This is a genomic window from Halobacillus litoralis (assembly GCF_020524085.2).
Classification (GTDB): Bacteria; Bacillota; Bacilli; order Bacillales; family Halobacillaceae; genus Halobacillus; species Halobacillus litoralis_E.
Genome location: NZ_CP129016.1, coordinates 2,423,786 through 2,437,082, shown reverse-complemented (window position 1 = coordinate 2,437,082; position 13,297 = coordinate 2,423,786). Strand labels below are relative to the sequence as shown.

The 13,297-nt window shown below is 45.1% G+C and carries 15 protein-coding genes and 1 pseudogene; 1 reads left to right on the top strand and 15 read right to left on the bottom strand.

The genetic code is table 11. The features are described from left to right. Positions 1-202 precede the first annotated feature (202 nt). The 5 genes and pseudogenes from LC065_RS12315 to LC065_RS12295 form a co-directional block, all read right to left on the bottom strand. Positions 203-1,777 carry a long-chain-fatty-acid--CoA ligase gene (locus LC065_RS12315; protein ID WP_226590679.1) on the bottom strand — a complete coding sequence of 525 codons (1,575 nt, stop codon included), beginning with the start codon at positions 1,775-1,777 and terminating at the stop codon, positions 203-205. 146 nt (positions 1,778-1,923) lie between these two features. Next, positions 1,924-2,913: pseudogene (bioB, locus tag LC065_RS12310) on the bottom strand (biotin synthase BioB). Positions 2,914-3,579: 666 nt separating this feature from the next. Continuing rightward, positions 3,580-4,506, bottom strand: a complete 927-nt coding sequence (locus LC065_RS12305; RefSeq protein ID WP_226590683.1) for a ferritin family protein — start codon at positions 4,504-4,506, stop codon at positions 3,580-3,582. Positions 4,507-4,740: 234 nt separating this feature from the next. Continuing rightward, positions 4,741-5,376 carry a putative glycolipid-binding domain-containing protein gene (locus LC065_RS12300; RefSeq protein WP_226590685.1) on the bottom strand — a complete coding sequence of 212 codons (636 nt, stop codon included), beginning with the start codon at positions 5,374-5,376 and terminating at the stop codon, positions 4,741-4,743. Positions 5,377-5,387: 11 nt separating this feature from the next. Further along, positions 5,388-5,864, bottom strand: a complete 477-nt coding sequence (locus LC065_RS12295; protein WP_226590688.1) for a GNAT family N-acetyltransferase — start codon at positions 5,862-5,864, stop codon at positions 5,388-5,390. 421 nt (positions 5,865-6,285) lie between these two features. Here LC065_RS12295 and LC065_RS12290 point away from each other — a divergent pair, with 421 nt between their 5' ends. Further along, on the top strand, positions 6,286-7,422 hold the full coding sequence (locus tag LC065_RS12290) for a DUF2515 family protein (RefSeq protein ID WP_226590690.1): 1,137 nt from the start codon (positions 6,286-6,288) through the stop codon (positions 7,420-7,422). Between the two features lie 237 nt (positions 7,423-7,659). On the opposite strand, the gene LC065_RS12285 is transcribed toward LC065_RS12290, so the two are convergent. The 10 genes from LC065_RS12285 to LC065_RS12240 all read right to left on the bottom strand — a co-directional run bounded on the left by LC065_RS12285 (position 7,660) and on the right by LC065_RS12240 (position 13,248). Then, positions 7,660-7,800 carry a hypothetical protein gene (locus LC065_RS12285; RefSeq protein WP_226590692.1) on the bottom strand — a complete coding sequence of 47 codons (141 nt, stop codon included), beginning with the start codon at positions 7,798-7,800 and terminating at the stop codon, positions 7,660-7,662. A gap of 132 nt (positions 7,801-7,932) precedes the next feature. After that, on the bottom strand, positions 7,933-8,334 hold the full coding sequence (locus tag LC065_RS12280) for a VOC family protein (protein ID WP_226590694.1): 402 nt from the start codon (positions 8,332-8,334) through the stop codon (positions 7,933-7,935). A 673-nt stretch (positions 8,335-9,007) separates the two neighbouring features. Beyond that, complete coding sequence (locus LC065_RS12275) at positions 9,008-9,217, bottom strand: DUF3951 domain-containing protein (RefSeq protein ID WP_226590695.1); 210 nt, start codon at positions 9,215-9,217, stop codon at positions 9,008-9,010. 10 nt (positions 9,218-9,227) lie between these two features. Further along, complete coding sequence (locus LC065_RS12270) at positions 9,228-9,989, bottom strand: class I SAM-dependent methyltransferase (protein ID WP_226590697.1); 762 nt, start codon at positions 9,987-9,989, stop codon at positions 9,228-9,230. Positions 9,990-10,051: 62 nt separating this feature from the next. After that, positions 10,052-10,501, bottom strand: a complete 450-nt coding sequence (locus LC065_RS12265; RefSeq protein WP_226590698.1) for a hypothetical protein — start codon at positions 10,499-10,501, stop codon at positions 10,052-10,054. Between the two features lie 161 nt (positions 10,502-10,662). After that, entirely contained in the window at positions 10,663-10,965 is a 303-nt protein-coding gene (locus LC065_RS12260) for a TIGR04104 family putative zinc finger protein (protein WP_226590701.1), read from the bottom strand. Then, positions 10,955-11,128 carry a hypothetical protein gene (locus LC065_RS12255; protein ID WP_226590704.1) on the bottom strand — a complete coding sequence of 58 codons (174 nt, stop codon included), beginning with the start codon at positions 11,126-11,128 and terminating at the stop codon, positions 10,955-10,957. Before LC065_RS12255 ends, LC065_RS12260 begins: the two co-directional genes overlap by 11 nt. Positions 11,129-11,357: 229 nt before the next feature. Next, the gene (locus LC065_RS12250) at positions 11,358-11,582 is read right to left on the bottom strand and encodes a YqkE family protein (protein ID WP_226590708.1); all 225 of its coding nucleotides are present in this window, start codon (positions 11,580-11,582) and stop codon (positions 11,358-11,360) included. After that, the gene (locus tag LC065_RS12245; protein WP_226590710.1) at positions 11,579-11,911 is read right to left on the bottom strand and encodes an iron-sulfur cluster biosynthesis family protein; all 333 of its coding nucleotides are present in this window, start codon (positions 11,909-11,911) and stop codon (positions 11,579-11,581) included. Before LC065_RS12245 ends, LC065_RS12250 begins: the two co-directional genes overlap by 4 nt. A gap of 62 nt (positions 11,912-11,973) precedes the next feature. Then, positions 11,974-13,248, bottom strand: coding sequence for a Y-family DNA polymerase (locus LC065_RS12240; protein WP_226590712.1), 1,275 nt, complete (start codon positions 13,246-13,248; stop codon positions 11,974-11,976). Positions 13,249-13,297: the final 49 nt, after the last annotated feature.

The window sequence follows — 13,297 nt, the reverse complement described above, 5'->3', positions numbered from 1 at the left end:
ACATTTTATACCCTACAAGGTATATGTGTCAACAATGAAAGTTCTTGTTTCCAAGGAATATTTAAGCAGAGATTGAGCCTATTTTCCAGAATAAGGGCTTGTGGCTTAATTATTCACTCTCCGATGATAATCGGAACCCTCTCTACCACCTTCGCCGGATAAGAAAAAGCCTAAAGCTTAGGCTTTAGGCTAATGAATCTCCTTAATTGACCATTCGATTTTGGTCTTTCCAAAACTTTTTCCTAATGACGACTTTTTGGATTTTTCCTGACGCAGTTTTTGGTAATTCTTCAATGAAAGATACACTTTTTGGTGCTTTGAAATGAGCCAGTTTCTCCCGGCAAAACAGGATCACCTCTTCTTCTGAAAGGGTTTCTCCTTCTTTCACTACCACTACCGCATGGGGTACCTCCCCCCACTTTTCATCTGGAACAGCAACTACAGCCGCTTCCAGTATGGACGGGTGTTCATATAAGGCCGCCTCTACCTCAATCGAAGATATGTTTTCTCCCCCACTGATGATAACATCTTTTTTACGATCGACAATTTCAATATTTCCTCCATCATCAACCACTGCCATATCTCCCGTATGAAGCCATCCATCTCTTATAGCTTCATTAGTCGCTTCCACATTTTTATAATAACCTTCCATCACGTTGTTTGATTTTGTCACGATTTCCCCAATGGATGTTCCATCGTTCGGAACTTCGTCTCCCAACTCATCCACGACCATTACCTGACTGCCGATCATACTGTAACCAGCTTTCGCTTTTAATCGGTAACGTTCTTCCGCTGGTCGATCGACATCCATAGATCGAAGTTCCGACGTAGTGATCAATGGTGAGATTTCTGTCATGCCGTACACCTGAACGAATTTCCACTTCAAGTCTTCTTCCACTTTACGGACGAACGCCGGTGGCGGGGCAGAACCTGCGATCACTACTCTGACATCATGGTCGATGGATGGCTGCTTCTCTTCGTACGCCCCTATGACCATGTTCAACACGGTCGGCGCCATATGTAGCACGGATACTTTATGTTCCTCTACTTTATCTAAGATCAATTGCGGATCTGTCTTGCGAAGCATCACTTGTGTAGCACCATTTGCCGTATAATAAAAAGGAGATCCCCATCCGTTCACATGGAACATTGGCAGGACATGAAGGAGCGTATCCTGATCCGAAACCTTTAGGTGATGCATAGATGACAAAGCATGGAGGTAATTAGATCGATGACTCAACAATACCCCCTTAGGATTTCCCGTCGTTCCGCTCGTATAAAGTAAAGACGCGATGTCTGTCTCCTCTACATTCTCCCGTTCAAAACGGTCGGCTGAAAACTGGGACAGCCACGACTCATACCCTTCACTGGAGGGATCTCCATGGACAATTACTTTTTCAATGGAAGGAAGGTCTTGCACAACTTCTTGCACTAACGGCAGAAGCGTATGATCGACGAGAAGTACTTTACTTTCACTGTGCTCTAAAATGAATCGGTAGTCCGTCGGTTTCAACCTTGTATTTAACGGAGTCATTACGGCCCCCAATTGAAAGACACCGTAGAATCCCTCAAGCATTTCCGTGGAATTTGGAGCAAGGTATGCGACCTTGTCCCCTTTCTTTACACCTAAGGATTCAAGCCCTCTTGATAACTGATTGACCCGAGCGTTTAACTCGCGGTACGTCAGTGTCCACTCCTCATCAATGATGGCCGGTTTTTCCCCATATAACTGTACCGCCCTGTCAAGAAATTCTGTCAATATCAATGGAACATGCATCGGATACCCTCTCCCTTTAGCAATTTTATTAAGCGCTTACATATTATTCTAATTGCAAACCTGTACTATATCAATAGATGAATGGATATTGTGTACCCAAACAGATAATTTCAGGCAAAAGAAAAAACTGCCGTTAAGCAGTTTTTTCACATCATCACTTTGTCTTCATTTACTACGTCGATTTCAAACCCAAGGTCTTCTATCATTTGATGATCCTTCGTACTCTCCTAGCCATCCGTCGTTAGGTAATCGCCGATGAAAATAGAATTCGCTGCATACAAGCTGAAAGGCTGAAGGCTCCTTAAATTCACTTCACGTCCTCCAGAGACGCGGATTTCTTTCGTTGGGTTGATCAAACGAAACAAGCAAAGTACTTTCAAGCAATAAGAAGGAGTCAGTTCATTTGTCCCCTCTAAAGCTGTTCCATCAATGGCATGCAAAAAATTCACGGGGATGGAGTCAGCGTCAAGCGCTTTCAAAGCACGCGCCATATCAATGACGTCCTGCTTCGTCTCTTTCATCCCTACGATGACCCCTGAGCAAGGCGAAATACCGGCCTGTTTGGCATAGTTGACCGTCCCGACCCGGTCATGGTATGTATGGCTCGTTGTTATTTCATCATGATGATTTTCTGAAGTGTTTATATTATGGTTGTAGCGGTCCACCCCTGCTTCTTTCAATTGCTCCGCCTGTTCGGCTTTTAATAAACCTAGACACGCACAAACTCTCATATCATACGCTTCTTTGATCTCTTTGACTGCTGATGTGACGACATCAAGCTCCCGCTTGGAAGGGCCCCGGCCACTCGCCACGATACAGTAAGTCCCCGATCCCATTCTAGACGCCTTTTCGGCACCTTTTACAATCGTATCCTTATCCATCATACGATATTTCTGAATGGGCGCACTCGAATCTCTGGACTGTGAGCAATACCCACAGTTTTCCGGACAGAACCCGGACTTCGTATTGACAATCATATTCAGTTTCACTTTGTTTCCATAATACGTTTTCCTAACTTGATAAGCTTGGTGTAATAAGTTTAGAAGTTCATCATCTGGACAGTTCAACACATCGTACGCTTCCTGATCTGTAATTTCTTCTCCATTCAACGATTTCTCCGCTAGACGACTCCACATACAGATTCCCCTTTCTGATGCCTCATTTAGTTAACCTTTAAAATTAAAGGTTAACATTTAGATAAAGAATACCATAAGTCATCAGAAAAATCACGATCCACTTCTGCTTTACATGTTTCATATAAGCTCCCTTTATTTGAAGACTCAGTTTCGAGATGTTTGTGTGAGTTTCGGGGCTACGGGAAACGGTTCGCTTTCCGTGGGGCGGGCGGTGAGCCTCCTCAGGCTACGCCTTCCGGGGTCTCACCTGTCCCACACGTCCCACAGGAGTCTCACCGTTTCCCTCCGCCCCTTTACTAATAAGTGTCTCGAAACCATTTGAACTATAACCAGCATGTGTGCTTAAGGTAATGAACTAAATGGAAACCTCTATATTCGCTCATTCCTAGCGTGAGAGCATGATATAGAGCGCTTTCTGCTTATACTACATGAATAGTGGAAGGCTCCCCCCACAGTATAGGGGGGCATTTCTCTCCTATATCGAATGGGGCGGTGGAAAGCGAGTAGCTTCCCAACCACCCTTGACGCTCAACCTGGGCAACGAACCCAGAAAACATCTCAAAATTGAGGCTTACACAATTCTGCCCTATAGTTTAATCACTCACACTACATCATTTACTGCTGAAGGTTACAGGGGTTTATGTAAAGAGAGCTGTCAGGCAGCTCTTAGGACTCTTCAAAACGGGCAAGGCCGCGACGGAAGGCTGCGAGGTGGTTCAGTGAGGCGTTCCTTAACTGTGTAAAAACAGTTCTCACATCTTCTGGCAAGTCGTACAATAAGAACTTTTCATACATGGATATGTTCTCAATTTCCCCCTGGACACCAGCAGCATACGCTGCTTTCACACTGTCAGGAGTGCTTACATACTGACTCGCATCATCGGATGGTATAGGAACTTGATACCTTGTGAAAAGTGTATTCAGAGCAGATATGTGCCGTTTCTCTGCTTCCTGGATACGGACGAATGTCTGGATATCACCAAATACCCTCCTAATATCGTCATAGCGGGCTTGTGCAAGGTATTCATCCTGGATGGCATATGTCAACATGTCTGAAAGAGTTAATGAAGAAGCGCTCAAGGCACCCGTTGCTCCATATTCCTGCTGCCTTATCTCAGAACGATCCCTTTGGGGAAATGAATGAAAATAAAGAAACCAAACGGCATGGTTCTGTTCATCAGCCGCAGCCTGACGGAACGTTTCTTTGATGGAGAGATCCTGTGCTTTACGCTCGATTTCATAATAAAAGTCAGTCGTCTTTTGTTCATCGACAAACGCCGCTTCTATTCCATCCCTATATTGATCGGGACATGGCTCAGTGATTTTCGGGGTTGGTTGCTTCCCTGTCAGTTGCTTATAAATATTGGTGAAAGCCTCATAATGACGAATTTCATCCTGCCGAATCTCATAAATTTGCTGTCTTGCCTGCTGTGTAGGGGCTAAATCAGCCAACTTATTGTAACAAGCAATCGCACCGTACTCCCCGTTAATGGCTTTCTCCACGTCTTTTACGAGGGACTGATCATTTTGGATACGAAAATAACCATCATAACCATATGGGTTGAATGTATATCCATACTGATTCCGATACAATAAATCCACCCTCCTTTTAGAAGTCATCAACCTATCCTATGAAAAACTGGGCGATTTTGTGTGCAAGTCGAATATCTTGAATCATTTATCCTTCAATGAAATGTGCGATATGAAGAAATTTTATAAAGGGTTCCAAAGCAAAAAAAGTGTGATGAAGAATTTCTCTTCATCACACTTCGAAGGTAGGAACTTTCACATGATTCTCTTAGACCGTCGTCATAACCTTTCCAGCTTTTAATAAAACCCACCAGGTGATGATGGTGCATTGGCCAGAAGAGGCTGTGGTTGTTTTCCGATCGGACGGTCACCCGTTGTCAACAGGGCTCTGCGTTCAAAAGCTCCAGGATACTCAACGACCCAACCTTCTTCATCAATGACTAGAGCGGTCTCATAATCCCTGCAGCGATATTGGAAGATCCTATAACCGTCGTTGTCACCTAAATACGTATACACTTGAAGCAGGGGAAATACTTCTTTCTTTAATACATCGATAAAAACCATTTTGAACGTTCGTCGTTCTCCTATATGCCAGGTCACACGATTGATCGGCAATGTGTTGGAAAAAGGGGTGATCGTCAAATCGATGTTTGTCGCACCGTCCAGATTCTCATCGTATCTTCCATTGACCCACCACTTATCCTGATTTTCCGCCTGGACTACAAAAGGCTCGGTCTCTTTTTCTTGATAAATCTTCACTTTTTTTGTTTTCCAATCTAGTCCGAGCTTCAAATCATAAGTAAGATGATGTGGCACTCCCTGATCCACAAGCAAAACCGTCCCTCGTACCTCCATATGATTCGTTAACTTTTTCAAAGTTAAATGCTCTGCCCCAGCAGACTCCAGGTGATTCCAAATCACACGTTGCTCCATATGATTCCCTCCTAAATGGATTTTGTGACAGACCCTTTCATCCGAATGACTTTGCCATCAAGTTCAGAACCGATCGAATTCATCCCTGTCTTCTCATAAAACCGACGCGCCCGAAGATTATCAGGGGCCACTCGCAAATGATATTCCTCCAGGTTACGTTTTTTGAAAAAATCGACCGCATAGTTATGAAGAACTTTCCCCATGCCTTTCCCGCGCTTGCATGGAATCAGGTAAAACAAGTGAATGTATCCGATCTTCCGGCCCTTATATATTTTCACGGATAACTCGAGCTGACCAATGACTTCTCCGCCCACCTCTGCCATAACGAAACCATCAGGGTACTGCTCTACTTTTTCAAGCACATAGAATAAGTAAACCTGTGCATTAAAGTCTTCGGTGTTTCCGAAGCTCACCTTAAACGAATCTTTACGGAAATCGATGATGGACTGCCGGTCTTCTTCCAAATCAATCGCTCGGAACTGAACCATCCTGCACCCTCCATTTTCTGCAAAACATCGTAGAAGTAAGGCGGGATGAATGAACGTCATGACGCGGAAGGCCCCCCTACGTGCCAAAACTCCTCCTCTCCATCTGAAAAAGATCAACCTCTGTCATACAGTTCCAAACTCTTTCTAGCTGGCCGCATCCCTCACTGCTTTCACGCTTTTGTTCGGGTGCTTGTGGAAGCTGTTTGTTATACGGTTACTGCTACAATTTGAATTGGCAGTACTCGTCAATGGTTATCTTTTTTTCAAAGGGAATACCATCTCGCTCCTCCTTCTCTTAAAATTCGCTACCTGAATTGAAATTCCTTCCTTTTTTTACATAGAGAATGATGAAGGACAAATACTAAGTTAATCATGATGCCTTCGTTTCAGAAATATATTCGTAGTAGGAGGTGAGGACGATATGTTTTCATCCAAATGGCGCATGCTGAAAAAAGAGTTGAAGGCCGCATTGAAATCGACTCCAGTCTCATTGACCGCAGAGGAAGACATGCTAGTGAAGGAAATGAGGAAGATCACTCAGGAAAAGAACCGAAACAACGCGACACGAACGATGGCGTATTTTCATTTTTTTGAGAAGCATCCTGAAATTCACTGGGCACTGCTCGCCCATCTCGTATCCAGAAACGCCGGCTGGAACATGACTGACCTGAAGGGTGAATATCTACCAAAGTTGCTGACAGGAAAAGAAGGAACAGACTTTTTCGTTTTCTTAGAACGGGGAAATTGGCTCATTTTTCAGGATGCCTATCCACAACTATTATTGTATGATGCCAGTTTGAAGCATGGCCGCCCCCTCTACCATCTGTTGGATGCGTTGAACGTATCTAAATTCATGAAGCCTTTTTGGGAACGCTTTTGGGAAAATGGAAATAGTGAAGAACTGACCAAAGCACTGATCGTTAATGAACAGCATTATATTGAAAATCGTGTGGTAAGAAACCACCTCTATATGGCGACAGTCATGGACAAAGTAATGTTCAAACTTCAAGATGTGCTTTCTATGAATCATATCCTCTTCCCTTATATGACCCCGATCCAGCAAAAGATAAAACTCGTCGGTGGAACCGTTCACCACTTTTCGGCCGTGGATGAACGCATTCTGCTCGGAAGATCCCTTTACGAGCTTCTTTATGGTGTGCGATCCCGCTTGGATCAAATCGTCCAATGGTGCTCCGCTCATGCTCACACGGGCTCGCGTAAAGATTACTGGCCGCAACTTTTCAACGATGTCAATGAAACACCTCCAGGTCATGTCCATGAAATGACCGTGAACCCATGCAAACGAAATCAGAACGGGCCAAAAATCTACAGTCCCCGGTTGGAGATTGTATGGGAGGACTGGGTCCATGCAGAGGCGGAGACAGGTGATTGGTTCAAAAGTGTAAATATCCTCGAATTGATGAAAAAAAATGCAAAGGAATTCAGTGGAGATATTGAATCGTTGTACTGCCGGACGTTGGAAGAAATCGAGTTCGCCTCCCAAACGAAACATGCCTTCTTTCAAAACACAGAAGGACGATCCGGAGACCGTCCTTAGCTATGTAACTGGTTTCCTTGAGATGTTTGTTGGATCCGTTCGAGAACCTTACAAACGATAAGTCCGGAATTTCCAGATGAACAGAATCGCCGGTATCAGCAAAAACTTGCTCTGTGCTTGGGGTGAGTTCTGCTAACAACTGCTGGTACTCCTGCCAATGTTCGGAAGGATGATTCGCGCTGATGACAGTGACGCAGAGAAGGTTGGATAGACAGGGTTTCCTTCATAATCCCTCCACTATTTTTTGGCGGATTGATCTTCTTCATACGCCGCAAGGAAGCTTTTCGGGCGATAGCCAACATAGTTCAATGCCTGTCTAGATTCTTCATTCCACTCGTTACGTCCGACTTTCTGCTTCCTTAACGGATGGATAGCCAAATCAAACACCCTCCTCCGATGTCCAATCCTGCTAATAGAAACAAATAGTTGGATCATTACGATCACTCATGTAAAAAACTATATTTATCATTTCCAGGAGAACTATCACCCGTCACAGACCAAAACTCACCATCAAACTTCATAAGAAGGACTTAACTCACTCCAGACATCCAACCGGTTCCCCTGCAGATCCTCAAATACAAAATTCAAACCAGGATGGCCCCTGTCTTCGATTTCGCCGACCGAGACTCCTTTGCCTTTTAATTCTTTATGTAAAGCCCTCAAAGCTTCTACTCCATTCACTTCGAATGTAATCGCAAAACAAGAGCTTCCGCCCACATCCATGAAGTTGGATGTTTGTTCCGGCGATGATTTCACTAAGAATATACTGAGGCCTGCTAAACCTATGATGGCTTTCTGGTTATCTTGATAATTGATGTCAGCTCCAAGCTTTTCTTGATACCAGATTGCGGATTTATCCACTTCTTTAACAGGTAAATAAATGGTCCCTACTCGGATTAATGAATGGTTCATGATTCGTCGTCCTCCTATCGATATATGTATTCCACCAAACCCTTGAAACTCCTTCCATCACCATAGATTTCTAATGAAATAAAAGCTCCCGTTTGTAGAAGACTCAGTGTCGAGATGTTTTCGGGGTTCGTTACCCAGGTTGAGCGTCAGGGGTGGCTGGGAAGCTACTCGCTTTCCTGTGGGGGAGTGGTGAGCTTCCTCAGGCTAAAGCCCTGCGGGATCTCACCTATCTCCTTTCTCCCACGGGAGTCTCGCAGCTTCCCAACCACCCCATTTGTTATATACGAGAAACGCCCCCCTTTACCAAGTTGGATTGTCTTCCGCTATTACAATGTTAAAAGCATAAAACGCTCTGTATCAATCTTTCAGGGTTCAAATACCTGGGCATGGGAGTTTTAACCTTATACTCCGCTCAAACCGAATAGCTGATTATTCGGGAAGTGGTTTCGAGACACTGATATTGAAAAGGGGCGGAGGGGGATGGCGAGACTCCTGCGGGAAAAAAGTGCAGGGTGAGACCCCACAGGACGAAGTCCGAGGAGGCTCACCGCGCTCCCGCGGAAAGCGAGCTATTCCCCGCAGCCCCCATCCTCTCAACAAAATTCTCGAAACTGATTCTTCAAGAAACCTGCCATATTCTTTAATGACTCAGGAAAAAGAAAAAGGGCAGGCGTTAGTTATAACGCTGCCCTTTTCTGTCATTTTCTTCTTCCTCTTCCCTTTCTTCTTCATGAAAAGGCGTTTCTGCTTGTCCGCTCACGTAATCGAACGGTGTATAGGAGTTGTCCGGGTACTGCTTTTTCACAAACATACGATAAGCGGTGCGCAGGACAACGGAAACAATCAAGCAGGAAAACAGCACTGTAATGATTGTGGAAACCATAAACCGCTCCTTACACTTTTAATTTAACGGCTCTTGTGGCAAGCATTGTTTTTATATGGTGATCAATCGTTCTTCCACCGCCGAAGTCATCCTCATAGATTCCTGCAATGACGAAGCCTGCATCCGTCTGGCCTTGTAGTTGGTCTTCCAGTGTGTGACCGAACTCAAGCGTTTCGCCTTCAATCACTTCTTCTTCTTCAAGTGCGGAGTAAGGAATCGTATGAGCCACTTCCAACTTGCCTTCGTCCTCTTTATCTGCATCAAACAAATAAAGGACAGGATTCATAAAGCCAGAAATGAGCGTTCCTTTATCCTTCAAAACACGGGCCGCTTCCTCCCAAACCGGTCGTACATTCTCGATGAATACGTTAGCGACAGGGTGGACAATCAGATCGAACGTCTCATCTGCGAATGCGGATAAATCGGTCATGTCACCTTTAACCGTTTTCAATTCCAGCGCTTCTTGTTCAGCTACCCTTTCGTCTTGTTGAAGCTGCTTTTCCGATAAATCAAAAACGGTGACGTCAGCACCTGCAGCAGCAAGAACAGGGCCCTGCTGGCCGCCTCCGGATGCGAGGCAGAGGATTTTCATCCCTTTCAACGGTTCGGGGAACCAGCTTCTCGGCACCTGTCGATCGGCGGTCACACCGATCGACCACTCCCCGCTACGAGCTTTTTCGATTGTTTCATGCGTGACGCTTTGGGTGTAACGTACCCCGTCTTCCACTTTTTTGTCCCATGCTTTACTGTTATGTTCTGTCGTTTGGCTCATCTCTCTCTTCCCCTCTTTTTTCAATCCGTAAGTTTTTGCTTCCCTCTTTAAATGATAGAAGTTCAAGCTGAATGGCCACTGGTGTGCATACGGTTTCCATATTGGTATTTAAGCTCGTCTATAAGAGATACTGCATCCTCATCGGATAAGTTTTCTAAGTAAATGTTCTCTTCCTCACCTTTGTCTAATTTTATGGAAATCACATCATCCATTTTCTGAATACGATGAACTTCTTCATCTGTCAGACGCGTATTTGGATCAGCGATTCCAACCCGTATGTCGAGAACATCATCCTCTAAACACACATAATTACGTTCAGGCATTTTGTAATAATGAATCATTTGCCAAAGCCCTAATAGAAAGATTACACCTGATCCGAAAACGATAAACGATTCAACACGTCCGTGCAAATACAGAGAAAGTCCTAGCGGTAATATACCTGTGAAAACGTTAAACAAAGACCCCCACGCTTTTTTTCTCCATCGTTCTGTGTTGCTATATTTATAATTCAAGATATCACCTTCTTCAACCTCTTTCTGCTAAACTGATCTCCCTAGTGGACTATGAAAAGACTGATTCAAGTTTCTTCGGATTCTCCCAGAATGATACGGATGAGTGGAAAACTAAGGTCTTGGATTTTGTTGAAATCTTTTGAATATCCCAAACAAAACCCTCACTCCTTATGCAAGACTTCCTCATCAGACAAGTGGATCACCAGCGGTTGGACGAATAGGACGATTACTAAAAGGAAGACAGCGAAAAACAGGGCTGACGGCAGGCGCATTTGGAACGTTTCTATTAAAAACATAAACACTAAAAATGCCGAAACTGCTAATATCCCTGAACGATGATAAGATCGTCTCGTAGAGAAATGTTCCGCTCCACAATGCGGGCATTCTTTCCTTCCGGTGACTTTTATCGATGAAAGCAGCGCTTTTCCAAATGTCCAACTGCGGCCACATGCCTTACATCTCACTCCGTTCACTCTCCTTTAATGCTTCCACTTCTTTTTCCAAACGTTGAATCCGCTCCGCCTCGCCTGTTGATCGAATGTTACGGACAACCCCAAGAAAACACCCGATGACAGCGAGCGTCACTCCTATCGTTCCAATGAAGAATACAAGGAAAAAATCGATCATTTTGTTCCCTCCTGCCTTTCTATACGGTCGATAGGATCCGAATGTTTCAATTTTTCCAAAAAATTAAATGAATAGCAACCTAAGCAAAAGGAATAACGACCGTCTTGAAACGAATATTCATCTGATAGAGCGCAATAGCGCCCTACCAAGAGGAAGTAGCGCCCCAACTCTAATTCATAGTTGACTGAACTTAAAAAATCACAAAAAATAAGCACCCCCTGCGGAGTGCTTATTTTTTGTAGGATTTCCAATCAAGCTCACTTTCGTTCAGCAATTCTTCAAAGCTTTTGTTCGCTTCTGCGCGCTTGCGCTCTTCAATGCGGCGTTGCTTTTCCTGTTCTTCCCGCTCGACGGCCTGCTGTTTCAGTTCCGTCTTTTTTGATTTCAGTTTGGAAAGAACATCGGCATTCAGCTGGTCTCCGAGTGATCCAGATTGTGGCTTTTTCTTACTCATACGGTCGCTCCTTCTTTCACGTCTTTGATCGGGATGATCGGATTCAGGATCCCGTCCGGGCTGGAAAGGCGGAACGTGCCCTTCATAAAGTCGAGCTTCATATCCTTTTTGAAAAAGGTCGCCTGCTGATCATCAATAATGACGGCATAATCATCATTTTCTACTTTTCGATCGGTAGAGCGCTCCTCTTTCTCCAGACGAATGGTTGGCAGTCCATTCACGCCACAGCCACATCCTTCAGTGTCATAGAAAAGCCGGATGATCGGACGCTTGGGATCATGGATTTGTTCTAGCTGCTGCTTCGCTTCTTCAGTGATGCGTAATTTCATCGTTCATCCCTCCTGTTTCTTCTATTGTAAGAAAACAGAGCTTCGGAGGCAACGGTTCTGCTTTATTCTGCGTAGTGTCCGCCGACAAGGCGACTGCGGTGGCGTGCGGTCCCTGCATTTGTCCATGAAACCGCGCGGAGAAGCATATCCTGTCCGTAACGCTCGCGAATTTCATCCATCACATAACCGAGGTCCCTTTTTTTATCGCGCCCGTCATCAAACAAGTCGAGTTGAACATTCGCATCTTCCGTAATGTTTCCGAGGGTAACGGAAATGCGGCGGACGACTCCGCCGTTATAAAAGCGGTGGAACAGGGTGAGGCAGGCGTGATAGATGTCCATGGTAATGCTCGTCGGATGCTCAATGGATACCGACCGGTGAAAGCCACCCGCACCTTCACTTTTGCTATAACCGATCCCAAGGGAAATCGTTCTCCCTGCGTGGCCTTTTTTCCGGGCACGACGGGCGACTTCCTCACACATTTCGAGAATGACGTACTTCACCTCTTCCGGATCTTGGTAATCACGAAGGAGAATCTGACTTTTTCCATAGCTTACCTGACCGTGAATGATGGGAGCACCGGGATCGGACAAGTCGATGCCATTCGCGTGGTAGTAAAGCTGGTTTCCCATCACACCGAACGTTTTCTCGAGGCGATCGAGTGGGAATTTTGCCAGTTGACCAACAGACCAGATGCCCATACGATTCAGACGGTGCTCAAGTCGTGGTCCAATCCCCCACATTTCTGACAGAGGAGCGACCGACCACAACTTCTCTTGAAAGTCATCATACGTCCAGCGAGCGATGCCTTTCTTTTTTGCTTCAAGATCAAGACAGAGTTTGGAAAGCAGCATGTTCGGACCAATGCCGATTGCAGCATCCAAATGGAACGTTTCTTTTAATTCATCCACGATCATTTGAGCCGTCTCCTCCGGGACGCCGAATTTTCCTTTGTTGTCCCCTACTTCTAAAAAGCTTTCGTCGACGCTGTACGTATGGATCTTTTCTTTTGGAACGAATTTATGAAAAAGGTTCGTCACTTGAGTGGACACTTCTAAGTACTTCCTCATTTGTGCGGAGACGATGACGATTTCCGGCGCGGAAGGAATTTCGAACAGACGGCTTCCTGTACGGATGCCGTATTTCTTTTTCATCGCCGGAGTCGCAGCCAGTACGACACTACCTTTCCGGTTCGTATCCGCCACGACAGCAAGCGGAACCGTGAGCGGATCGAGTCCCCGGTCAATGGCCGCGCAGCTTGCATAGAAACTCTTCATATCCACACACAAAATTCCCCTGTCCGGGTACCTTCCATAATCAATGCTCGGATGTCCCATGCCGCCTCCACCTCCTTTACCTAGTATATCCTCATTATGCGAATATATG

Coding starts and splice junctions, on each gene's coding strand:
- LC065_RS12245 (WP_226590710.1), bottom strand. CDS start 11,911: ATGAAATTACGCATCACTGAAGAAGCGAAGCAGCAGCTAGAACAAATC.
- LC065_RS12250 (WP_226590708.1), bottom strand. CDS start 11,582: ATGAGTAAGAAAAAGCCACAATCTGGATCACTCGGAGACCAGCTGAAT.
- LC065_RS12240 (WP_226590712.1), bottom strand. CDS start 13,248: ATGGGACATCCGAGCATTGATTATGGAAGGTACCCGGACAGGGGAATT.
- LC065_RS12315 (WP_226590679.1), bottom strand. CDS start 1,777: ATGCATGTTCCATTGATATTGACAGAATTTCTTGACAGGGCGGTACAG.
- LC065_RS12255 (WP_226590704.1), bottom strand. CDS start 11,128: ATGATCGATTTTTTCCTTGTATTCTTCATTGGAACGATAGGAGTGACG.
- LC065_RS12280 (WP_226590694.1), bottom strand. CDS start 8,334: ATGAACCATTCATTAATCCGAGTAGGGACCATTTATTTACCTGTTAAA.
- LC065_RS12270 (WP_226590697.1), bottom strand. CDS start 9,989: ATGAGCCAAACGACAGAACATAACAGTAAAGCATGGGACAAAAAAGTG.
- LC065_RS12290 (WP_226590690.1), top strand. CDS start 6,286: ATGTTTTCATCCAAATGGCGCATGCTGAAAAAAGAGTTGAAGGCCGCA.
- LC065_RS12295 (WP_226590688.1), bottom strand. CDS start 5,864: ATGGTTCAGTTCCGAGCGATTGATTTGGAAGAAGACCGGCAGTCCATC.
- LC065_RS12300 (WP_226590685.1), bottom strand. CDS start 5,376: ATGGAGCAACGTGTGATTTGGAATCACCTGGAGTCTGCTGGGGCAGAG.
- LC065_RS12275 (WP_226590695.1), bottom strand. CDS start 9,217: ATGGTTTCCACAATCATTACAGTGCTGTTTTCCTGCTTGATTGTTTCC.